This is a genomic window from Bilifractor sp. LCP19S3_H10, from assembly GCF_052119185.1.
Classification (GTDB): domain Bacteria; phylum Bacillota; class Clostridia; order Lachnospirales; family Lachnospiraceae; genus Bilifractor.
This window is the reverse complement of sequence record NZ_JBQKFT010000007.1, coordinates 91,696-113,960: the sequence shown is the minus strand read 5'-3', so window position 1 is coordinate 113,960 and position 22,265 is coordinate 91,696. Positions and strand designations below refer to the sequence as shown.

Below are 22,265 nucleotides of genomic sequence, written 5' to 3'. Positions count from 1 at the left end.
CGTAACGGTGCCTCTCCTTTTTCCGTGGGGAAATATCGATTATGAAGAAAAAAGGTAAAAGGAAGATACGTGAAGAACCGGGCAGTCTGCTGCTGGCTGTGCTGATCATCGCAGCTGTTACCGTAGGCTGTCTGATCATCATGGAAGCTTTGCCATATGCAGAATCGGCGCATTATCAGAAAGAACTTGTGGAGGAGGTGATCACGGAACCGGATGATCCGAAAACAGAAGACAGAAAATCTGCTGCGGAGAAAATGGATGTGAGCAATATGGGATCGGATCACCATATCCGATCAGTATCTCAGACGGCTGTGGCAGAAGTTTTTCCTGAGGCAATGTACCGGACGGTAGACTGGAAAGCATTGAAAATAAGAAACGAAGACATCTGCTGCTGGATATATATCCCGGATATTGGTGCAGATTATCCTGTCCTCAGAAGCAAAGAGCAGGAATATCTTCATCTGGATGCGGATGGCAGCTACCGTTTCTCAGGGAGCATCTTCACCTGGGAAAAATCGGATGCAGAGATCGGCGCAGCGCATTGTGTACTGTACGGTCACAACATGGCAGATAATTCGATGTTCGGTGCACTCGATCAGCTGCAGTCGGGAGATAAGGCATATGTGTACACGCCGGACGGCTGCTGCCGGGAATATACCGTCTATGAGAACTCCGTGGTCAGCAAATCGGATAAGATTTTTCAGAAAGGATGGAGGGATGAGAACAGAAAACAGGTGCTTACCCTGGCAACGTGCCCGTCCAGACGGTCAGATATCAACAGGCGGATCGTGAATGCAGAACTCACACTGCTGAAACGATAACAGCCGGATTTTCGCCGGAAAAATTGCAGATCGATAACATTGCGGCATTCAGAAACCTGTCATACAACATAATCAGAAGGCAGAGGATTTCATCAAAATAAGGCCAACGGACAACCTACGCGAATGGAAAGAGGTAAGAGGATTATGAAGAAGACGGGTTTGTTTTTTGCATTGGTTATGGCGGTAACACTGAGTTTTTCCGGCTGCAGTCAGATGACAGGCACACAGGCGAAGGCAGATATAAAGACGGAAAAGAGGGAAGTCCCTGTATCTGAGAAAAAAGTGCAGAAGGCAGCGGAAGAAAATGTGAAGAAAGAAAAGACGGAGAAAGATGTCAATTCCGACCCGGTCGCTGCAATTTCAGCGTCAGAAGAAAGCGGTAATGAGACAGAGACCGCTGCTGCGAAGAAAGAAAATGATTCTGCTGAAAAAGAAGAGACCGGCACATCCGGGGAGAATGCACAGTCCGGCAGTGACACGGCGCAGGTAACAAAAACAGAGGCGGTTCCGCAGGAAAGACAGAAAGTGGAAAATATCTCTGCCAATACTTCCAATATTGTGTCTGGCAATGTTCAGACCACCGGAAGCACACCCTGCCAGAAATCGGATCCATCCTGTCAGCCGCCGAAAGTTAATGAGACCGCGGCTGCAGTGACGGAAAACAATGTTCCGACACCAACGCCGGAGCCAACCGGACATTATGTGCATCACGAGACTGTGACACACGAGGAACCGGTTTATGAAACCGTCACACAACAGGTGGAAAAATGTGTCTGCAATGACTGCGGGGAAGACGTGACCGATCTGATCAACAGCACAGGATCTTTTTCCGGACACGCGGCAACACATCCGGACTGCTGGGGATATCACACGGAGCATGTAACAGTCAGCCAGCAGGTCCAGACGGGCACAAGAACCGTTGTAGATCAGGAGGCCTGGGATGAATGGGTAGCCGACTGAATTGTGATGAAGTCAGAAAAATAATGTGACGGGAGTCCGCAGAAATGCGGGCTCCTTTTATATGGAGGAAACACATGAAAAAGAGAATGAAGAACTATCTGAAGGCAATCCGCAGGATGATGAAAAAACAGGAAAAGCGCAGAAGAAAGGGATCTGATCATGGCAGAGAAAAGAAAGAAGCCGGAGCTTGAAAGCTTTGATGATATCTTTACGACAGAGATGTTTCGTGAAGAACTCAAGCTGGAAAAAGTCAGGGATGTTTCATTATCTGAGCTGCATGACTTCAAGGATCATCCTTTTCACGTAGCGGATGATGAAGATATGCGGAAGATGGTAGAAAGCATCAAAGAATTCGGTGTTCTCACGCCGGCGATTGCCAGACCGAAGGAAGGAGGCGGATATGAACTGATTTCCGGACACCGGAGAAAGCGTGCCTGTGAGCTTGCGGGCATCGACAGAATGCCGGTTCTCATACGAGATATGGATGATGACAGAGCAACGATCCTGATGGTAGATTCCAACCTGCAGCGAGAGAACATTCTTCCAAGTGAAAGAGCAAAGGCATATCAGATGAAGATGGAAGCTTTGAGGCATCAAGGACAAAAAAGAGAACTTCAGACAGGAGAAAAATTAACTTCCCGACAAGTTGTCGGGAAGTTGGAGGCTTCCGATATCGTTGGAGATAAATCAGGTGAAAGTGGAAGACAGGTTCAACGATATCTTCGATTGAATAATCTTAATTCAAATCTTCTGGAGAAGGTAGACAGCAGGGAAATTGCTTTTAATCCGGCTGTTGAACTTTCTTTTCTGAAGCCTGAAGAACAGGATTATTTGTTGGAGGCAATGAATTCCTGGCAGGCGACACCTTCACTTTCACAGGCGCAGCGCCTGAAGAAATTCAGTCAGGAAGGCAAGTGCAGTCATGATGTCATCGATGCTGTTCTCTCAGAGGAAAAGAAGAAGGATGTTGATCGCGTGGTCCTGAAGACAACGGAGATCAGCAAGTATTTTCCCAAGTCCTATACGCCAAAGCAGATGGAAGATACCATTCTCAAACTGCTTCAGAAATGGCAGAGGCAGCATCAGCACGACGTAAGTCTGTAGAATATATGCAGGTTTTAGTTTGGGGTTTAAAAGCTGAAACAATATCTACCCTGGCAGAATCCGTGGTATATTGTTCTTGAACGGCACACCAGGCTTCAGGTCGTTTCGGACGTTCTGGGCAGGGCGATTATTCGTATTCCCTCTGATTCGAATGTGTCGCTTTTAATATGAATTTATCTCTTCAAGCCCGTGAAGTTTTCTTCAGAGGCCATTTGTCAGAGAAAGACAGCAGGGCTTCATAAGGAAGGTGTTTTCATGAAGCGTTTATTCGGAAGAAATAAACAGGCCAATACAAAATCCTATGATCCTGAGGTTATGATTCCGGCTATTCGATGCAGCATCTGCACCGGCGAACAGGTAGCAGGCTTCCGGGATCGGGTGACAGGTGAATTTCATGAGCTTTATGTGATCAGGAATGAAGCGGATATCGATGCCTTCAGAAGAAAGTATGGAATTGACGGACCTATTGAAAAATTTTACTGAGATCTGAAACGGTAACAATTTCACAGCGCATATTGAGAAAAGTCGGATGACCATTGGGTTTCCGGCTTTTCTTTTTTGTCCGGAAATCAATCATCCGGATAAGCAGGACGTGTAAATAGCAGAAAGGAGTTGATGATTATGTCCGATGAAGCGGCAAGGAGAGCCCTGGATGACGGCAAACAGATCTGTGTGGTCGTCTCCCGGCTGACGGTCCGTGCGATGCTCTGGGCAATGCAGGAGAGTATGAGGGAAGAAGCCCTTATTCCGCAGGGAAAACAGTCAGTGAAAAGCCTGATCGGTCAGGGAGACAGCGTGAAGAACATTGAGGTGAACGATCCGAAGTTCAAGGAGTTTGAGCGGATTCTGAAAAAATACGGCATCGATTATGCCGTCACAAAAAAAGAAGGCAAATACCTGGTCTTCTTCAAGGCAAAGGATGACGACGTGCTGAAACAGGTCCTTGCAGAGTGTACGAAAAGTCAGGTGAATGGAAGGAAGGCCAGTATACACAGGCAGCTGCAGAAGATCATGCAGAGGCTTGCATCGATGACGAAGAGGAGGAAAGTGCGGGAGAAGATACCGGACAGAGAACTATGAAACAGGAGACAAAGAAAAAGCTGATCCGGATTCTTCCATATATTTTTCTGGCCCTGTTATTTTCCCATATCGGTGTGGCGTGGAGAAATGCGGAAGGATGGAATGCGTCAGAGAAGATTCTTGATTTTATCAGGGAACTGCCGGCGGCATTTTCTGATCCGCTTCCGTTACTTTATCCTACAGATCTCTGTACTGGAGGATTGGCGGCGTTGCTGTTGAGGACAGCAGTCTATATGAAATCAAAAAACCAGAAGAAGCTGAGGCAGGGTGTGGAATACGGATCAGCTAGGTGGGGTACGGCAAAAGATATTGCGCCGTTCATCGATCTGGATTTCCGGAACAATGTCATTCTTACGAAGACGGAAAGGCTTACGATGAACAGCCGGCCGAAAAATCCAAAGTATGCGAGAAACAAGAATGTGCTGATCGTCGGCGGATCCGGATCAGGAAAAACAAGGTTCTGGTTGAAACCGAATCTGCTCCAGATGCACAGTTCCTATGTGGTGACAGATCCGAAGGGTTAGATTTTAAGAATACAGAGAAAATATGTCATTAAAAAATGAAGTGTTTTCTGTGTGTTCTTATTTTTTAGCATTATGAAAGGAGCTGAGAAAATGGCTAAAGATAACAGAATAACAGCACTTTATGAGCGTCTGTCTCGTGATGATGAGATTCAAGGAGAATCGAACTCCATAACAAATCAGAAACAATATCTTGAAGATTATGCGGTACAAAATGGTTTCGAGAATATCCGACATTTCAGTGATGATGGATATTCAGGAACAAATTTCAACAGACCGGCTTTCAATGCACTTTTGGAAGAGATTGAAGCCGGAAGAGTTGGAACAGTGATTGTCAAGGATATGTCACGATTTGGCAGAAACTATCTGCAAGTAGGTTTTTATACTGAAATGATGTTTCCAAAGAAAGGTGTCCGTTTTATCGCAGTTAATAACGGAGTTGACAGTGCCAATCCGACAGATAATGATTTTACACCATTCCTGAATATTATGAATGAATGGTATGCAAAAGACACCAGTAAGAAGATTAAGGCGGTATTTAAGGCTAGAATGAGAGACGGAAAACGTGTCAGCGGTGCTGTGCCTTATGGATATTACAGAAAGCCTGAGGATAAGCAGACTTTGTATGTTGATGAAGTATCCGCTTCGGTTGTCAGACGCATTTTTCAGCTTGCTTGCGAGGGAATGGGAGCAACCGCAATAGCAGATACCTTGTCAGCGGATAAAGTGCTTATTCCGTCAGCTTATGCGAGACAGAACCATCCTGAGGATTGCCAGTGTACGAGATACCATGATGCTTATACATGGAATGCAACAACAGTCGGCTATATTCTGAGCAGACGTGAGTATTTGGGGCATACCATTCTTGGAAAGACAACAAAAGACAGTTTCAAGACGAAGCGAAAAAGAGTTGTGAATGAGGACGAGCTGCTTATTTTCTATAATACTCATGAAGCTATCATAGATCAGGAAACTTATGATAAGGCACAGAAAATGAGGAAACGAGTCTCACCTAGACGAAACAGTGAAAAGCCTACGCATAGGCTGTCAGGACTCCTTTATTGTGCGGATTGTGGAAGCAGACTGGCATATATCAATTCACAGTCGAAAGACGGAAAGACTTATGACAGTAATCAGGCATTCCGATGTAGCAGGTATCACAATAAATATCATTCCTGTACTGGTCATTATATCAAAGCAAGTACAGTAGAAATGCTTATTTATCAGGCAACTAAGAGAGTGTCACAGTATGTCCTGAATGATGAAAAGAAATTTGTGGAACAGTTAAAGGCACAGTATGAAATACAGTGTGAAAAGGACAATACTAATGATAAAAAGGAGCTATTGGAAGCTAAGCGTCGCATGATGGATTTAGATGATCTGATAAAGGGATTGTATGAAAATTTCACTTTAGGGCGATTGCCGGAAAGACAGTTCAATCGTCTTATGACAGAATATGACACCGAACAAAGCAACCTAGAGCAGAGAATTTCAGAGCTTGAAACTGCGACAGAGCGTATATCCAATAAAACAGTGCAGATTGACAGATTTGTGCGACTGGTTAAGAAGTACAAAGATTTTGACGAACTGACAACACCTATGCTTAATGATTTCATTGAAAAGGTTGTAATTCATGAAGCAGAGGGTGGCAGAACAAAAGACCGTACTCAGCAAGTGGATATTTATTTCAATTTCATTGGAAATTTCGTTCTTCCACTCAGCGAGGACGAAGTGGAAGTCATGCAATTAGAGGAAGCACGCAGAGCGGAAGAGATTGCAGAAAGAAAGAGAAATTCTTCTAAGAAATCTACGCAGAAAAGAAATCAGAAGCGTGCAGAGATCAAGGCAAAAGCAGAAGCTGGAGATCCTGAAGCTATGGCAGAGTATGAAGCAATTCTTGAAAAGGGCAGACAGAACAATCGTAAGCAAGCAGAAAGAATGCGTAAATTGAGAATGGCTGACCCTGAATATCGAGCAAAGATGGAAGAGAAAGAACGCTTGGCTTTGGAAAGGGAAAAGAAGCGTCAGGAGCGTGCTACAAGGAAGAAAAAGGTTGCTTTGGCAGAATTAAAGGAGCAGGCAGAAAAAGGCAATCAGGAAGCAATCAGAGAGCTAGAGGAACGTAGGGCTATTGCTAGGGAGCGTTCTAGGAAATCAGCAGAAAAACGCAAATTAAGAGCAGAAAATGATCCTGAATATGCGAAATATTTAGAAGAGAAAACTGCAGAATATAACAGACGGCATACCGCAAGGAGAAAGGAGCAGTTAGAAGCTTTGAAGGCAAAAGCAGAAGCCGGAGATCAGGAAGCACAGAGCCAGCTAGCAGAGCATAAACAGTATCAGGTTAGAGCTACAGTGAAGAGTTACCGAAAAATGCGTGACGATGCATTAAACGGAGATCCTATCGCAAAAGAGAGATATGAAAAAACACTGGCTAGGAGACGTGAAGCGTATCATACAAAGAAAAGTGAACAGACAGCCTAAGAGTAAGCATAATATCACAATATAATAGTTGCAGAATTGATGAGAATAAGCGGGAGCGATGCAATTATTGTAATGGACAATGAAGTATGGTATTGTATAGATGGTTTACCAAATCGTTGTTTGGCGATTTGGTAAATCCCAATAAATTAATTTTATAGGGAACAGAAAATTTGAATTTGTCGATTTGGTAAATTCTGATTTGGTGGATAGTGAGTCAAGGAAACATAGAGAAAATCGAGCATTTATGGGGATGATACGAATTGTGTCGCTGATGTGAAAGAGTGATTCTATCGTCATTTTACGTTTTTTGATAAGGTGAAAGTGTCGAATAGACAAACCAATACAGAAAGGACGTAGAATGATGAAGAAGAAAGGAAAAAAGAATTTATTATTTGGAGGCATACTCATTGCAACGTTTCTACTATGGACAGCGTTGATTCAGATGGTGGATGTGCATCCTCTGGGTCAGAATGGAACTAATATTGGATTTGCAACATTTAATTGCTGGTTTCATCGTTTGACAGATGTTCATATGACGATTTATACGATTACTGACTGGTTAGGGCTTGTGCCGTTGGTCGTATGTTTGACTTTTGCGGGAGTTGGACTGATTCAGCTGATAAAGAGAAAAAGTCTCTTCAAGGTGGATCCGGATATCATTGTCCTGGGAGTTTATTATGTTGTTGTGATGCTGTCATACTTCATTTTTGAGATCATTCCAATCAATTACAGACCAATTTTAATCAATGGAATTATGGAGGCTTCTTATCCTTCTTCAACGACATTACTGGTATTGTGTGTGATGCCGACTTTGGTTGAACAGATTCAACGAAGAATGTCATGTTCTGCGTTGAAAAGAATTATAACGATTCTGGCAATCGCTTTTTCTGCATTCATGGTTATCGGCAGATTGATTTCAGGAGTACATTGGTTTACGGATATTGTGGGTGGTGTATTGTTAAGTGCCGGATTATTTACTGTTTATAAGGCAGTAGTTATGCTGACAATAAAAAAGTGAAATAAAAAAGGAGGTGCAGGGGGTGGAATTCAATGAAAAGCTTCAGGAATTAAGAAAGAGCCGAGGTTTGACACAGGAAGAACTGGCAGAGGCATTATTTGTTTCCAGAACTGCAATATCAAAATGGGAATCTGGAAGAGGATATCCAAGCATTGATTCATTAAAGGAGATATCCAGATATTTCTCTGTGTCTATTGATGATTTATTATCTGGAGACCAGTTGATTATGATAGCAGAAAAAGAAAACAAATCAAATCTCAAAAGTGTATGTGATTTATTGTTGGGGTTTGTTGACTTGTTTTCTTTGTTGCTTATTTTTCTACCGCTATATCCAAAACCCTCCAATGGATATATCTATGCGGTAAATCTCTTTGGATATGTAGATAATGATGCCTATATTATTACAACTTATTGGGTGCTGTTTGTTTCCTTAACAATTGTAGGAATTGTGAAAATATTAATGACCCATTTTAAATTTGAAAAGACAAAAAAGGCTGTTGATTCATTGTCTATAGGACTCAGTGTTATTGCTGTTTTGTTCTTGTCTATGGCAAAAGAACCATATGTGATAACAGTTGCTTTTCTATTATTATTTGTCAAAGGTGTTCTGCTTTATAAACAAGCAAAGGAAGGGAAATAAGGAGAATTTTAAGTATACAGATTCCAGTCTTACAAAGAGATTGAAACGGAGAGAAACTTTCAGGTTGTCGGATTGTAAAGGCAGAGCCTTACGCAAGGTGCAGGAGAAAGACTCCACTCGGGTTAAGGGCGAAGCGCCTTAGCAGGTCAAGGGTGCAACCATTGCCCAGTTAGTGGCGTTTCGCCACTAAGTACTGGGTATTACTTGTAGCAGAGCTTCACAAGTTTTGGCAACTTCGTTGCAATTCCCTTCGGGAGAATAATTAAATATTGTTATTATTAACAGACTGAGTAGAGAAATTTACTTGGTCTTTTTTTGTAGAAAAAGAAAGGAAAGAAATGAATGAAAGCAACAAGGCATAATGGAAGAGCTGGTAAGCATGGAGCTTACAATCCTAAGCATAATGACCGTGAATTTGATGAAGAGAACAGTGAACATATTGATGCAGAGAGAACAAAATTCAATGTCTATTGGGACTGCTATCAGGGTTATAGTCTACCAAATGCTGAGAACGAAAGAGCAAAATTCACTTTCACAGAAGTAGAGAAAGCCTACTATGTTGAGCATTATTCAGAGCATGTGGACGGACAGAATGAAAGGAATCGAAAGGCAAGGCACTATGATAGAGTGAAAACAATTGACGGCATACTTACGAATACGAAAACGTGTCCGGAAGAAACGTTACTACAGCTTGGCAACATTGACGGAACAGTTTCCGCTGATGTGCTTGCTCAGATTAGCACAGAATACTTTGAGGAATTTAATAAGCGATATGGTTCTCATGTTCATATACTGGACTGGGCTTTGCATCTTGATGAAGCTACTCCGCATATCCATGAAAGACACGTTTTTGACGCATTGAACCAGTATGGAGAATTATGTCCCCAACAAGATAAGGCATTGGAAGAATTGGGTTTTGAACTTCCGAAGCCGAATGAGAAAAAAGGAAAATACAACAATCGGAAGATGGTATTTGATGATGAGTGTAGAAAGCTGTTCATTAGTATTTGCCAAAAGCATGGATTAAATATTGATGTTGAACCGGTCTATGGTGGTGCAAGTTATTTGGAAAAGCAGGATTTTATCCTCATGAACCAACAGAAACGCATTGAGGAAAAGCAAGCCCTGTTAGACGGGCTTATGATGAAGATAGAGGACGTAAACGCAGTTGTTGAGGAAGCAGTTGACCTTGCCTATGAAAAGGCTTGTGAGGTTGTCACAGAGCGTGTGAAAGAGGAAACTGTGAAGCATGATGTTGATGTAGTAAAAGATTACGGAGAATTGTTACAGAAACAGCCGAAGGAGAAACTCAGCGACAGTTCTAAGTCGGTAGCTTCCAAAGTCGTAAATGCGATTGTTTTCCGACTGGAGAAAGCGTCTCAGGTTCTTCTTGGCAATATTATTTCTGCCCTGAATGAGCCGAAGAATAAGACTAAGGCAAAGGAGCAGATCAAGGAGCACGCAAGGGTATCTATTCAGGAAAAATTGAAAGCCATGCAGAAGCAAATTAGGGAAGATGAGCAGAAACGAGACGTGCCTATCAGAAAAAAGAATATGGAACTTTAAGGAGCATTTGTTATCCATGACTGGAGAGACAGATGCTTTTTTATTGTCCGGAAAGGATATTATGGGAGTATTTGATGAAGTAAAGGAACGAGTGACCGCAAGGGCGGTTATGGAGCGAGCCGGTATTGTTTTCAATCGGGGTAATATGTGCAAGTGTCCGTTTCATCAGGATAAGACAGCGAGCATGAAAGTAAAGCCGATGGATAAAAAATATTTTTGCTTTGGTTGCGGGGAAAAGGGAGATGCAATTGATTTTGTTGCAAAGTATTATAATCTTTCTTCCAAAGATGCAGCGATACAGATTGCTGATGAATTTGGAATAGCTTATGACAGTTCGGTGCGGTCTCCACCAAAGCCGGTCAGGAGAGAAAAATCTCCAATGCAGATACTGGAAGAAGCTAAAACAAAGACCTATCGTGTGTTATCTGATTATTTTCATTTGTTAAAAGAATGGGAGAGAGACTTCAAACCGAAAAGCATTGATGAAATTGATGCAAGGTATGAGGAAGCGGTGCAGAATCTGCCTAAGGTGCAATATCAGCTTGATACTTTGCTATGGGGATTAGAGGAAGAAAAAGAAATGCTGGTAAAAGATTTGGGAAAGGAGGTGGCAGATATTGAGCGAAGAGTTAATGAGCATCGCAGAAATCAGGGAACGATTGATCACAACAGACAAAGGAGCTGTGAAGCAGTGCATTAGGAATGTTGTTACAGTATTGCAGAATGATCCGAAGTTCAAGGGTGTTATTCGTTACAACATGATGACAGATCGGAACGACATTGTAAAAGACTTAGGGTGGTATCGGGAAAGCCCTGTGCTGACTGATTCTGACATAGACCATATCATGCTGTATCTTGAAGAGAATTACAGTCTGACCACGGAGAAAAAGATAAAATCGGCAATCAATGTGGTCGCTATGGAAAACAAGTATCACCCGATTCAGGAAAAACTCAATTCCTTAGTGTGGGACAAAAAAGAGCGTATCAAAGATGTGCTGTATCACTTTCTTGGAGCGGATAGGAATGTCTATACCTACGAAGTAATGAAAGTTCTTTTGTTGGGGGCTATTTCAAGAGTGTTTCGCCCAGGGACGAAGTTTGAGTATATGCTGATACTGGTGGGTGGTCAGGGAGCCGGAAAGTCCACATTTTTCAGGTTCCTTGCCATGAATGATTCATGGTTTACTGATGATCTGAAAAAACTTGATGATGAAAATGTGTTCCGAAAAATGCAGGGACATCTGATCATAGAGCTGTCGGAAATGATAGCGACTGCCAGTGCTAGGAGCATTGAGGATATTAAGTCTTTTATCAGTAGGCAGAGTGATATTTATAAAGTACCTTATGAGACACAGCCAAAGGACAGACCGAGACAGTGCGTGTTTGGCGGTACTTCCAATGCTATGGATACACTTCCGCTTGATCGTACCGGTAACAGACGATTCATGCCGGTCATGGTTTATCCTGAGAGAGCAGAGTGTCATATTCTTGATAATGAAGCAAGTTCAAGGGAATATATCGAGCAGGTGTGGGCGGAAGCTATGGAGATATTCAGATCAGGAGAGTTCAGGCTGATGCTTAGCAAGGAATCAGCTGAATACCTGAAAGATTATCAGAAGCAGTTTATGCCGGAAGATGCTGATGCCGGAATGATTCTTGCCTTTCTTGATGATTTCAAGGGGGACAGGGTTTGTTCCAAACTGTTGTGGAAAGAAGCACTTCACAGAGACTACGAACCTAAGAGGATTGAGCTAAAGCAGATTTGCGATATTATGAACAATTCTGTGACCGACTGGGTTATGAGCGATGGGGCAATGCACTTTGGAGATTATGGCAAGCAACGAGGTTGGGTGCGTGTCGGTTCGTCTCAGGAGATCCCCGACAAAGCGGACAGCGATGGTTTTATGGAAATACCGAAACAGTTGGAATTGGAGATACCATTTAAGTAACAAAATTGATGAAGTTACCTTGTTGTTACTTATGTTGTTACCCAGTGGAAGCATTGATTTTACTGGGTTTTCTATGAAAGGTAACAAAAGTAACAAGAAAATAGAAAAATAAATAAAATACGGGTAGCAAGCATAGGTAGCGGTGATTTGAGAAGTCTTTTCGGTCATGTTACCTTTTTTGTTACCCTTTCCCTTGTAGGGGGAATTTGGGAAAGGAGAGGTGCGAATGCAAGGAGAGAAAACAGTGGAAAACAAAGCAAATTATATAGATGGCGGTAATTTTAAGACAAAGATCGGAAATACTACTTACCTTGTCGGGGTGTTCTTCAACAATGCGAAAAAGGTAACAGTAGAGGACAGAATGAAGAATTTAATACGTCAGGAAGTGGTTGCCGGCAATTTCTAAGCCAGTCCATCATAAAACAATCATTTTTTTAGTGAATTATCATTCTCTGTATTGACAAAACGCTTCCGAAAGGCGAGATCGTTACAAGCTGTGGAAAAGCGCTGCTCAGACACGGCTATCGGCTGAAGATTTTTAACACGATCGATTTTCACAAATCCATGCACTACAACCCTTTTGCCTATATCCACAGTGATAAGGACATCCTGAAGATGGTCAACGCGCTGATCGCAAATACAAAGGGCGAAGGAAAGACTGGTGAGGATTTCTGGGTGAAGGCGGAAACTCTTCTTTACTGTGCACTCATTGGGTATATCCATTATGAAGCCCTGCCGGAGGAACAGAACTTTTCAACACTTCTGGAGATGCTGGACTGCATGGAAGTCAGGGAAGACGACGAGGATTTCAAAAATCCGGTAGATATCATGTTTGATACGCTGGCGGAAAGGGCTCCGAAACACTTCGCGGTAAGACAGTATAAAAAATACAAACTGGCTGCGGGAAAGACTGCGAAATCGATTCTCATTTCCTGCGGCGCGAGGCTGGCACCGTTTGACATCTCAGAGCTTCGGGAGATCACATCGTATGACGACCTTGAACTGGATACGCTCGGTGACAGGAAGACGGCACTGTTTCTGATCATGTCGGATACAGACAGCACCTTCAACTTCCTGATCTCCATGATCTACACGCAGATGTTCAATCTTCTCTGCGAAAAGGCGGACAACGTGTACAAGGGACGGCTGCCGGTGCATGTAAGGTGCCTGATCGATGAAGCGGCCAATATCGGGCAGATCCCGAATCTGGAAAAGCTGGTGGCGACGATCCGCAGCCGTGAGATCTCCGCCTGTTTGGTGCTGCAGACGCAGAGCCAGCTGAAGGCGATCTATAAAGATCATGCGGATACGATCATCGGCAACATGGATTCGAGGATCTTTCTCGGCGGCAGTGAACCGACGACACTGAAGGAACTGAACACAGCGCTCGGTAAAGAGACGATCGATCTGTACAACACCGGTGAGAACCGTGGCAGGGAGGAATCGCACAGCCTGAACTACCAGAAGACAGGGAAGGATCTCATGAGTATCGATGAGCTTTCGGTTATGGACAACAGCAAATGCATCCTGCAGCTTCGGGGCGTCCGTCCGTTTCTGTCTGACAAATATGATATTACACAGCATCCGAACTACAGGGAGACCTCTGATTATGATGAAAGAAACTATCTGGATATCGGGAAGTATCTGCAGCACCGGCTGAAACTGAAACCGAATGATGAATATCTGGTCATTGAACCGGAGAAAGAAGGATTTGAATGAACGAAGAAAGAATGAATGAAGACTATGCAACAGAAAATGGCAGCGGATCCGAGGCGGTGGTGGAAGCTCCGGAAGAAAAGAGCATTGAAGCGCCGGCAGGAAGCACAGATGGCAGTCGGAACTTTCCTGAAATTACGATCAAGTTCGGAAAAGGTCTCTGCGGTGACCCGTTCACCGCAAAGGATGGGAAGGCGTATGTGGAGATCAAGATTCCCAACGTGGATCCGGGCGATCACAGACCCTGGGAATCCTTTATTCTCCCTGCAAAGCGTGTTCATGAGAACAAGTTTGGCAAGGGACTGTGGGCAAAAATTCCTGAGAACGGAAGTACGACCTTAAGCCGGCCGCAGTATCAGGGAAAAAATGAGCAGGGTGTGCCGGTCTGGCACTATGAGAAACGGAATGTGACCAATCAGGAACTGAAGGCGCTGGTTGAATCCTACAAGACAAAAAATCGCAGCAGAGAATCTGTGACCGGAAGCCTGAAAAAAGGGAAAGAAATCGCGGAGAAGGAAGCAGAAGCAAAGAGCGATGAATTTCACAAAGTGATCGGGGATGAGCTTCCCTTCCGCTGATAAGGAGAAAGCGTTTAATGAATAAGTTGACTTTGCAGAGGACCACAGTAACCGTGGCCCTCTGTTTTTCTGAAAAAACAAGCGGCCTGAGACGCTGCAGATATCCGCCGGATTTCCATAAATCTTTGAAGTCACAGATTGTGACATCAAACATGGAACGATGCGGAAGACAGGATATGTCACCTGTTTTACAGGACTGTTTTTACGGAACTCAGATAACCACGGTTTCCAATGGATAACCGGTATTTAAAGAAAGAGAGGATCAGAGTAACCGGAAAAGTTCCGACAGAATTCGCCATAGGCCGTCAGGCCGCATAAACACTGGACTACCGTGGTTTTGTCGATGATTCCGGGAAATCGACAAAACGGAGAAGAAACAAAACTATTTTGTCGATTTTGAAGGAAAAGAGTTTTGTCGATTATGAGTTTGGCAGGGGATATCAGTTAGACTACCCATGTGCCTCAGGAGAGGCGGAAAGGAGGAACAAACATGGGTGATCTAATGGAGATGAACCCGCCTGAGCAGGATCAGCGGTACGCTGTTTATTCTGTCAGGAACACGGCGGAGGATGGGCTGATCTACACGCGCTCCTTCATTGTGATCAAGAACGGTTACGGGGTGATCGTTCGTTTTACGCGGCTTCAGGAGTATGCGGGGGTGTACGTAAATGGGACATACCGGCCGCTCACATCGAATCCGGAGGCAAAGCTGTACTTCATATGCGGCATGCTGAATTACTGCCTGGTGGATCATGGTGCAAGGTTTGGGATCCGCCATGTGTTCAGCATCACCAGGGAGATGCTGGCAGAGTACTTTGACCATTACGCAATGGAGCAGCTCCCGGACGGACCCCACCACAGCCGCCAGAGCGTGGAACGGTGTATTTCAACCGTGACAGCGTTCATGGCAAAGCTGTCATCGAAGTATGGCGGATTCATGAAGGTCAGAAAAGCAGATCTTTATACGGAAAGAACGGTGGTGTCCAGGAAAGGAAAAATGGTGAAGCGGCCTATCCCGGCGTTCCAGACGACCGGCATTGAAGACCATGACGGGACGTTCCGGGACATTCCGACAAAGGCGGTGGAGATTCTGCTCCCGATGGCATTCCGCTATGCCAAGGATATCGCGTTTGGCCTGTGCCTTCAGGCGTTTGCGGGGCTTCGTGCCGGGGAAGTATGCAATGTACGGCAGGAAACCAGCCCGCTCGGCCCTGGCATCCGGTTTGTTGAAGTGGATGGAAACGTCCGTGAGGTATCGATCGACCTCCGCCGGGAGCTCGCACTGCGCAGTGACGGCGCAGAGGTCGGGGAGATTAAGAAGGAGCGGGTGCAGCGTGTCTATCCTGCTTTCCGGGAAGCCTTCTGCAGGGCTTACGAACTTCATAAGGAGTACCTGCGGGGCGTGGAATTCGAAAAGGAATACGCCCCGATGTTTGTAAACAGCCGGGGGAAGGCGATGTCGTATGAAAGCTACCGGAAAAAGTTCAAGAGCCTTGTCAATGACCACCTGCGCCCGGCGTTGCTTGCAAGCGAGGATCCGGAGCTGCGTATCTACGGGCAGCTGCTCTGTGAGAACAGCCTGGGGACTCATTGCCTGCGGCACTGGTTCACAGTCCAGCTGGTCCTGCGCGGCGAAGATATCGGAAGCATCCAGTCCTTCCGCGGGGACAGGAACCCGGAAACGGCGTTCCTGTATCTCCAGAACAAGGGGGATCTTAACCGGGAACTGAAAGAAAGCAATGAAAAGCTGGTACAGCTTCTCATGGAGATCGGGGGTGAGGCTGATGTGTGAAGCTTTCTTTGCGGATGTAAAGACGATGGCGTCGGAAACAGGCTCCCTGTATAACGGCAGCCATGTCACGGACAGGGACGCCCTGCTCTGCTTCCTCGACAGCAACGGGTGGTTTGGCATGGATCCGGAAAAACCGCTGAAGGAGGCCGTGATGGCGGAAGGCAGGATCCGTTTATGGCTTCAGGCGTATAAGAGAACCGGGGAGGAAAAGACAGGAATGCTGCTGGGAGCCTTCCGGGAAAAGTATCCGGATACGGCACGCCGGCTGTCGGATTTTTTCGCGGAGAGGGGGAAGGAAAGTTATGCACAGGGATGGAAGTTCCTGGATTTCCTGCTCGCCGGCATTGACCGGGAGATTGCCCTGTATCCGGAGGAAGACCTCAGGGAACTGGTTGAAGCGGCCAACAGGAGCCTTTCGCTGGCCGATATGAAACTGCTGGCGGCTTTTCTCAAAAGCGGTGGCAGAAAAAGCCTGTCCTCATGGGAATACGAGTTTAAAAGCAGGCAGATCATAAAGGCGGACATCTCTTCCTACCCGCTCATGGACTTCAGCGTCATGGCATACACGATTTTCAACCCGGAAGCATGGGAGAAGGAGAAGTTAGTGGAGAAGGCGGCCGGGAACCGCAGATATGCAGACCTCTGGCTGTTTATGGCGCTGCACTTTGTCAGCGGGATCCGTACAACGGATATGAAACGTCTCCCGGTTCCTGCCCTCCCGTATCCGCCTGATGAGATGAGGCAGATGATCCTTGAGAAAAAAGCAGAGCCTGCAACGCTGCGCGGGATCGCGCAGGAAGTGCAATTCCGGCAGGAAATGCTGTCACGTAAACCGCATAAAGTACGGCGGCGCGGGATGGTTGCTGATATAAAGTTCTTCATCCCGGAGAGTCTCCTGGAACCCATGGGGCTGATCATAGCGCTGTCCGTGTCATTCAGGGAAGACGGAGACCCGTTTGTACGGACAGGATGTGAACTGCAGGACATCCACCGGTTCTTTGGGGAAAGATTTGCCGCGGCGGTCGGGAAAAGGAAGCGGTTTTCTTCGCGGCGGGCGAATAAAGCGTACCTCCAGGGGATCGAATGGCTGGCAGATGACCGACCGGGAAGGCCGAAGGGATATATGATGGCGGCCCTGGCAAGGAGCCATAAAGGAGGGATCGGCACCCTGCCCGAAATCACGGATGTATATCTGAAGGACGCGAACTTCACAGGATACAGCCCGGAATTCATCCTCAGGGAGATGTTCGAAAGGGGGATTTTCGGGTTCATCCCCGCGATACTTCTGGAGATGTACCAGGGGGAAGCGTACAGGGAGCTTGGCGTAAGCGGCCAGACAGAGCTGATACGCGCTGTCGGGCTGTCCGCATGGCAGATCGAAAAGATTACTTCCGCCGTTTCCGCCTCTTTTAAAAAGGCAGAGGAGGTTGTGGAGGGGCTGTTCCGCAAAGGGGACAGGGAAATCCTGGCACAGTCACTGCAGAAGATCGCAGCCGGGGCTGCCCCGGGCAAACAGGAAGGGATGTCCTGTGTCCGGGCGGCGGCCGGTTATCCCTGCGACCGTGCCGCGAGGAGCTGCTGCATCGGCTGCGGCTGTGAAATCTATACGAAGTCAGCCACGCACCTCCTGGTAAGGGAATACGTCAGGATGAATGGGGAAAGGCTGTCTAAAACGGGCGCAGAGGCAGAAAAAAGCAGGATGATCCTGGAACATACGGTTGTTCCTGCGATCCTCCAGGTGATCAGCAGCATCCCGGAGCTGTACCCGGAGGCGGACATGGAAATGATACGGGACATGGTGGAAGGAGGGATCCGGGATGCAGATCGTATTGGATACTGAGGCAAGGGCAGACTATGTAAGGTACCGCCCGGTGACATGCCTCGATGCAAAGACACGCGAGAAGGCGGAAAACATCTTTGAGGATTACCGCAGCCGCGGCGTGATCACCGGCAGTTATTCGGATGATGCCTGGCAGGCCACGAACGAGATTGCCCGGACCACATATGATTTCAGGTTTAATGAGCTGATGTTCCGGAACTGCTGCGAACCCTGGGTCGGCTGCACGGCGGCATGCTATGGCGAGTGCCTGAGGGCATATGTCGTTTTCCTGATGGGGAAGTATACGCTCCCTTTTATCAGGGAAGTGCTGAAAGAATTGAAAGCATTGGCGGAAATGGATGCGGAGGAGGCTTTATGCCGGCCGGATGATGAAATGAAACCCCATGCAGCCGGCTTCCTGTCTATCCTGCCGGAAAGCAACGACATCCGGGACTATGTCATGGAGATGCTGGAGGAAGAACCTAGGAAAAAGAAGAAAAAGGAGCACAGGGAACTGGCGGATTTCCGGTATTTCCTGCGTTTCGACAAGTCCCTTCAGGAGTATTGGGAGTACGCAGACGACAGGAAAAAGGAGTTTTATTTCCCGGTGTACTTCTGGTGGAAGCTGACATGCGTGCTGCCGCTGCGGGCGACCGAATTCCTTGTCACGCCCAGGACCTGCGTTTCCATGAAGGAAGGCAGGTACACGATCACAATCCGGCGGACACGCCTGAAAAAAGGAATCCGCCGGATCGCATACCGGCTGGATGAGGATTATGAGCCGAAAACCTATGAGATCCCGGAAGAACTGTACCGTCAGATCCGGTGGTATCAGGAAGTGACGAAGGATAAGGTCCTTCCCGCAATCGGTACGCTCCTTGTCCCGGATCGGGAAACACCGTCCGGATATTTCACATACACCCAGATGCGGCGGAGGCTGATGAAGTTTTGCGGCGAGGTTTTCGGTGACGAGGCATACCCGGTACATCCGGGGGATACACGGCACCTTGCGATGATCAACCTGATGCTGTCAGGCGGATCCCCTGTGATCTGCAGGGAACTGGCCGGACATGAAGACCTGGATATCAGCTCCAACTATTATGCGAACATGTCCGCTGTCGTGGAAAGCAGCGTCCTGGAAATGTACCATGGCGGCTACAGCGGTACGTCAATGGAGGGATCGTTCCTGATCCCGGCGGCCGATCCGGCGGGCGGAGCCCGTATGGGGAAGGGCTGGTGCATGTACCCGGGGATAGAAGACGGTGACATGACGGGATGCCTGGACAGCTATTCCATTGACGGTACGCTGGGGAACTGCAGGGACTGCCGGTATTACAAGCCGGATGAACCGGGGATCCGCATGGATCTTGAGATGAAGGCGAAACAGAAGGTGGATGCCGATGCGGCTTATCTGTTCCGGATGATCGAGCAGGTAAGGAAAAGCCTTGGATATACGGAAACCATACAGGAAGCGATGCTGCGGCTGCAGGCGAGCGCGGGACGATACAGGGCGCTGCTGGCAGGCCATTATGAGGAGGAAGTGTGATGGGAAGACCAAGGAAACTGGAGCCGTCAGTGCTGGTGGCACTGGTGGATGGCTACTATGAAGAGAAGGCGGCGGGTAACGCGGCAAAAATCCGGTTCAGCAGCCTGGAAGCCTACGCGGAGGAAAAGGGGTATACCGTGAAATCGTATGATTTCAGCCGGTGCCGGGAAGCCGTGGTGCGTATTGAAGAACTGAAAAACTCTGAAGAGATGCGCAGGGAGGAAACCCTAGCGGCGGCGTATAAAAGCCTTGATGTCGAAGGACTCCTCAAACAGTGCACCACCGTGGAGGCACTGAAGGAGACCCTGATCAGGATGGATGGTTATTGGAAACGGACATATATGGAAGCGTCAGCGCTGATAACACGGGATCGGGCGTTCATGCAGGAAAAGGGAAAACTGGATGGGAAGATCCGTTCCCTGAAAGAAGAAAACGCCCGCCTTCAGGAAAACGGGAAAGAAATGCTGAAGGAAAACACTGCCCTGAAACGGGAGAACGTATATCTCAGGAGGATGCTCCGCACCTACCTGTATCCGGGAATCGCGAACCAGATCCTTAAGGAAAGCGGGCTTCCTGTCGAAGGGGAGAATGCAGTCAAGCCGGAAAAGTTCGGGGAACTGATTGAAGGAAAAAAACCGGATGCGTTCCGGGGACGGCAGAAAACGCCTGCCCCGGTGTTGTCGTGGCAGGAACGACTTCAGAAGGAACTGGAAAGGCAGGTGTCGCAGGATGGAAACCCCTGACATGGATTCAGGAAAAAAAGACCTGGCTTCCCTGTATCCGGAAATCGCTGCACAGTGGGATCCGGAGAAAAACGGGGACCTCTCACCGGAACAGGTCCTTCCGGGTTCCGGTAAGAGGATCTACTGGATATGTGAAGCCGGCCATAGCTGGCAGACGGCAGTCTATCACCGGACAGAGGGGCATGGGTGTCCCATATGCAGTGCCAGAGAGGCCGCGTTAAAACGGGGGATGAATGATCTTCTTACAGTAAGTCCTGAACTGGCAGCCCAGTGGCACGGAACGAAAAACGGGGCTCTTGGACCGGCTGACGTGACAAGCCATTCCGGGAGGAAAGTATGGTGGCAGTGCGGTAAGGGGCATGAGTGGGCGGCTTCGGTGAATGGCCGGCAGAAAGGACGGGGTTGTCCTTATTGTGCGGGGAACCGAATCCTTCTGGGTTATAACGACCTGGTGTCGATAAACGCACCGTTTCTTTCGGAGTGGGATTATGAAAAAAACGGGGAGCTCAGGCCGGAAATCTTCGGCCGTGGCAGCACCCGGAAAGTCTGGTGGAAATGCAGTGAAGGGCACAGCTGGAAAGCCGCCGTTTACAGCCGTACTTCGGGGAGTGGCTGCCCGTATTGCGCCGGGAATATCGTGGAACCAGGTGTAAATGATATCAGAAGCCGTGTGCCGGAATGGCTTTCCGAATGGGATTTCGAACGGAATGATACAGATCCCGGAGAAACGGCTGTGACAAGCGCTAAGAAAGTGTGGTGGAAATGCGTGAAGGGGCATGCGTATCTTTCCAGCCCGTCCTGCAGGATCCGCGGCCATGGCTGTGTATACTGTGCCGGAAAAGAGATTCTGCTGGGATTCAACGACTTTGCCTCCGGGTATCCGGAACTTCTTGAAGAATGGGATTATCGGAAAAACCGTGTTTACCCGTCAGAGATCACAAGGTTTACGCACAGTCGGGTCTGGTGGATCGACGCGAAGGGACATGAATGGATGGCTTCTGTGGCGAACAGAGCCGCCGGGAACGGCTGCCCGTACTGTGCCGGACGTAAGGTCCTTGGTGGCTTCAACGACCTGGCAGGCTGTTATCCGGAAATCGCCCTTGAATGGGACGATGAGAAAAACGGAAACCTCCGCCCGGCAGAGGTCACATCCAGTTCAAACAGACTTGTATGGTGGCGCTGCGGGGCAGGACATTCCTGGAGGGCGTCGGTGGCAGGCCGCACAGGCGGAAACGGCTGCCCTTACTGCGGAAACCGGAAGGTCTGGTCGGGGTTTAACGACCTTCTCTCATGCATGCCTGAAACTGCGCGTGAGTGGGACGTCCAGAAAAACGGCGGGTTGAAGCCGGATGAGGTTACGTTCCGCACTGGACGGCTGGTCTGGTGGAAGTGCGGAGAAGGTCATAGTTACCGTATGTCGGTTTATAGCAGATGGAAGGGAAAAGGCTGTCCTTATTGCGGCGGGACAAAGGTTTTGAGCGGTTTTAACGATCTCCGCACAGTAACACCATGGATCGCGGAGGAATGGGATGACGGGCGGAACGGAGATCTGAAGCCGGAAGATGTCTTTCCCTATACAAACCGGAAGGTCTGGTGGAAGTGTGAAAACGGGCATCATTGGAAAAGTACAGTAAACAGCCGACAGAAAGGCTCCGGCTGCCCGTATTGCCATGGAATACTCCCCAGGACACCGCACTTTATTTCGTAACAACTATATAAGCCCACTTTTGGAGCCATTTCCGAGATTCAGGGGATGGCTCTTTTTGATTGGAGGAACAGGTATGAGGATGAGAATACGCTCTCCCACTGATGCGCGGGAGAAATGAAAAACGACAAGCCCAAAAGACTTCACCACGAAAAACAAAGAAAGGAGAAGCCAAAATCGCAGTAAAGCAGGCCGACAAAAAACGGCTTGTTTTTCTTTTGGG

General features: G+C 47.3%; 18 protein-coding genes and 2 pseudogenes. All 20 read left to right on the top strand.

Features of this window, described 5'->3' with window-relative positions; all coding sequences use genetic code 11:
• Positions 1–41: 41 nt before the first annotated feature.
• The 20 genes and pseudogenes from ACTQZS_RS07665 (at position 42) to ACTQZS_RS07570 (ending at position 22,045) form a co-directional block, all read left to right on the top strand.
• Positions 42–821: a sortase domain-containing protein gene (locus ACTQZS_RS07665; protein WP_441475288.1), complete on the top strand. Its 780-nt coding sequence runs from the start codon at positions 42–44 to the stop codon at positions 819–821.
• Positions 822–965: 144 nt separating this feature from the next.
• The gene (locus ACTQZS_RS07660) at positions 966–1,781 is read left to right on the top strand and encodes a hypothetical protein (protein ID WP_441475287.1); all 816 of its coding nucleotides are present in this window, start codon (positions 966–968) and stop codon (positions 1,779–1,781) included.
• A 159-nt stretch (positions 1,782–1,940) separates the two neighbouring features.
• Complete coding sequence (locus tag ACTQZS_RS07655; protein ID WP_154458906.1) at positions 1,941–2,885, top strand: ParB/RepB/Spo0J family partition protein; 945 nt, start codon at positions 1,941–1,943, stop codon at positions 2,883–2,885.
• A 255-nt stretch (positions 2,886–3,140) separates the two neighbouring features.
• Entirely contained in the window at positions 3,141–3,368 is a 228-nt protein-coding gene (locus ACTQZS_RS07650) for an aspartate dehydrogenase (RefSeq protein WP_441475286.1), read from the top strand.
• A gap of 138 nt (positions 3,369–3,506) precedes the next feature.
• Positions 3,507–3,965, top strand: a complete 459-nt coding sequence (locus ACTQZS_RS07645) for a PcfB family protein (protein ID WP_441475285.1) — start codon at positions 3,507–3,509, stop codon at positions 3,963–3,965.
• A pseudogene (locus ACTQZS_RS07640) lies at positions 3,962–4,486 on the top strand (type IV secretory system conjugative DNA transfer family protein); the annotation flags it as partial. The gene ACTQZS_RS07645 and the pseudogene ACTQZS_RS07640, both read left to right, overlap by 4 nt.
• 93 nt (positions 4,487–4,579) lie before the next feature.
• Entirely contained in the window at positions 4,580–6,970 is a 2,391-nt protein-coding gene (locus ACTQZS_RS07635; RefSeq protein WP_441475284.1) for a recombinase family protein, read from the top strand.
• Between the two features lie 358 nt (positions 6,971–7,328).
• Positions 7,329–7,988 carry a phosphatase PAP2 family protein gene (locus ACTQZS_RS07630; RefSeq protein ID WP_441475283.1) on the top strand — a complete coding sequence of 220 codons (660 nt, stop codon included), beginning with the start codon at positions 7,329–7,331 and terminating at the stop codon, positions 7,986–7,988.
• A 22-nt stretch (positions 7,989–8,010) separates the two neighbouring features.
• On the top strand, positions 8,011–8,628 hold the full coding sequence (locus tag ACTQZS_RS07625; RefSeq protein ID WP_441475282.1) for a helix-turn-helix domain-containing protein: 618 nt from the start codon (positions 8,011–8,013) through the stop codon (positions 8,626–8,628).
• 342 nt (positions 8,629–8,970) lie between these two features.
• Positions 8,971–10,194 (top strand): serine/arginine repetitive matrix protein 2, encoded by a 1,224-nt coding sequence (locus ACTQZS_RS07620; RefSeq protein ID WP_441475281.1) that lies wholly within the window; start codon positions 8,971–8,973, stop codon positions 10,192–10,194.
• Between the two features lie 16 nt (positions 10,195–10,210).
• Complete coding sequence (locus tag ACTQZS_RS07615; protein ID WP_441475280.1) at positions 10,211–10,894, top strand: CHC2 zinc finger domain-containing protein; 684 nt, start codon at positions 10,211–10,213, stop codon at positions 10,892–10,894.
• Positions 10,827–12,143: a VapE domain-containing protein gene (locus tag ACTQZS_RS07610; RefSeq protein WP_441475317.1), complete on the top strand. Its 1,317-nt coding sequence runs from the start codon at positions 10,827–10,829 to the stop codon at positions 12,141–12,143. Before ACTQZS_RS07615 ends, ACTQZS_RS07610 begins: the two co-directional genes overlap by 68 nt.
• A gap of 244 nt (positions 12,144–12,387) precedes the next feature.
• Entirely contained in the window at positions 12,388–12,549 is a 162-nt protein-coding gene (locus tag ACTQZS_RS07605; protein WP_441475279.1) for a transposon-encoded TnpW family protein, read from the top strand.
• 59 nt (positions 12,550–12,608) lie between these two features.
• Positions 12,609–13,862: pseudogene (locus tag ACTQZS_RS07600) on the top strand (VirD4-like conjugal transfer protein, CD1115 family); the annotation flags it as partial.
• Entirely contained in the window at positions 13,859–14,437 is a 579-nt protein-coding gene (locus ACTQZS_RS07595) for a hypothetical protein (protein WP_441475278.1), read from the top strand. The pseudogene ACTQZS_RS07600 and the gene ACTQZS_RS07595, both read left to right, overlap by 4 nt.
• A 490-nt stretch (positions 14,438–14,927) precedes the next feature.
• Complete coding sequence (locus ACTQZS_RS07590) at positions 14,928–16,229, top strand: hypothetical protein (RefSeq protein ID WP_441475277.1); 1,302 nt, start codon at positions 14,928–14,930, stop codon at positions 16,227–16,229.
• Positions 16,222–18,069: a hypothetical protein gene (locus tag ACTQZS_RS07585; RefSeq protein WP_441475276.1), complete on the top strand. Its 1,848-nt coding sequence runs from the start codon at positions 16,222–16,224 to the stop codon at positions 18,067–18,069. The genes ACTQZS_RS07590 and ACTQZS_RS07585 overlap by 8 nt, the downstream gene beginning before the upstream one ends.
• Complete coding sequence (locus tag ACTQZS_RS07580) at positions 18,047–19,594, top strand: site-specific integrase (protein ID WP_154522364.1); 1,548 nt, start codon at positions 18,047–18,049, stop codon at positions 19,592–19,594. Before ACTQZS_RS07585 ends, ACTQZS_RS07580 begins: the two co-directional genes overlap by 23 nt.
• Positions 19,594–20,337: a hypothetical protein gene (locus ACTQZS_RS07575; protein WP_441475275.1), complete on the top strand. Its 744-nt coding sequence runs from the start codon at positions 19,594–19,596 to the stop codon at positions 20,335–20,337. Before ACTQZS_RS07580 ends, ACTQZS_RS07575 begins: the two co-directional genes overlap by 1 nt.
• A complete protein-coding gene (locus ACTQZS_RS07570; protein WP_441475274.1) occupies positions 20,324–22,045 on the top strand; it encodes a zinc-ribbon domain-containing protein in 1,722 nt (573 codons plus the stop codon). The genes ACTQZS_RS07575 and ACTQZS_RS07570 overlap by 14 nt, the downstream gene beginning before the upstream one ends.
• Positions 22,046–22,265 lie beyond the last annotated feature (220 nt).

Bases quoted from the DNA above. Each gene is read 5' to 3' on its own strand.
- ACTQZS_RS07665 (WP_441475288.1), top strand. From the start codon at position 42: ATGAAGAAAAAAGGTAAAAGGAAGATACGTGAAGAACCGGGCAGTCTG.
- ACTQZS_RS07660 (WP_441475287.1), top strand. From the start codon at position 966: ATGAAGAAGACGGGTTTGTTTTTTGCATTGGTTATGGCGGTAACACTG.
- ACTQZS_RS07655 (WP_154458906.1), top strand. From the start codon at position 1,941: ATGGCAGAGAAAAGAAAGAAGCCGGAGCTTGAAAGCTTTGATGATATC.
- ACTQZS_RS07650 (WP_441475286.1), top strand. From the start codon at position 3,141: ATGAAGCGTTTATTCGGAAGAAATAAACAGGCCAATACAAAATCCTAT.
- ACTQZS_RS07645 (WP_441475285.1), top strand. From the start codon at position 3,507: ATGTCCGATGAAGCGGCAAGGAGAGCCCTGGATGACGGCAAACAGATC.
- ACTQZS_RS07635 (WP_441475284.1), top strand. From the start codon at position 4,580: ATGGCTAAAGATAACAGAATAACAGCACTTTATGAGCGTCTGTCTCGT.
- ACTQZS_RS07630 (WP_441475283.1), top strand. From the start codon at position 7,329: ATGATGAAGAAGAAAGGAAAAAAGAATTTATTATTTGGAGGCATACTC.
- ACTQZS_RS07620 (WP_441475281.1), top strand. From the start codon at position 8,971: ATGAAAGCAACAAGGCATAATGGAAGAGCTGGTAAGCATGGAGCTTAC.
- ACTQZS_RS07615 (WP_441475280.1), top strand. From the start codon at position 10,211: ATGACTGGAGAGACAGATGCTTTTTTATTGTCCGGAAAGGATATTATG.
- ACTQZS_RS07610 (WP_441475317.1), top strand. From the start codon at position 10,827: ATGAGCATCGCAGAAATCAGGGAACGATTGATCACAACAGACAAAGGA.
- ACTQZS_RS07595 (WP_441475278.1), top strand. From the start codon at position 13,859: ATGAACGAAGAAAGAATGAATGAAGACTATGCAACAGAAAATGGCAGC.
- ACTQZS_RS07590 (WP_441475277.1), top strand. From the start codon at position 14,928: ATGGGTGATCTAATGGAGATGAACCCGCCTGAGCAGGATCAGCGGTAC.
- ACTQZS_RS07585 (WP_441475276.1), top strand. From the start codon at position 16,222: ATGTGTGAAGCTTTCTTTGCGGATGTAAAGACGATGGCGTCGGAAACA.
- ACTQZS_RS07580 (WP_154522364.1), top strand. From the start codon at position 18,047: ATGCAGATCGTATTGGATACTGAGGCAAGGGCAGACTATGTAAGGTAC.
- ACTQZS_RS07575 (WP_441475275.1), top strand. From the start codon at position 19,594: ATGGGAAGACCAAGGAAACTGGAGCCGTCAGTGCTGGTGGCACTGGTG.
- ACTQZS_RS07570 (WP_441475274.1), top strand. From the start codon at position 20,324: ATGGAAACCCCTGACATGGATTCAGGAAAAAAAGACCTGGCTTCCCTG.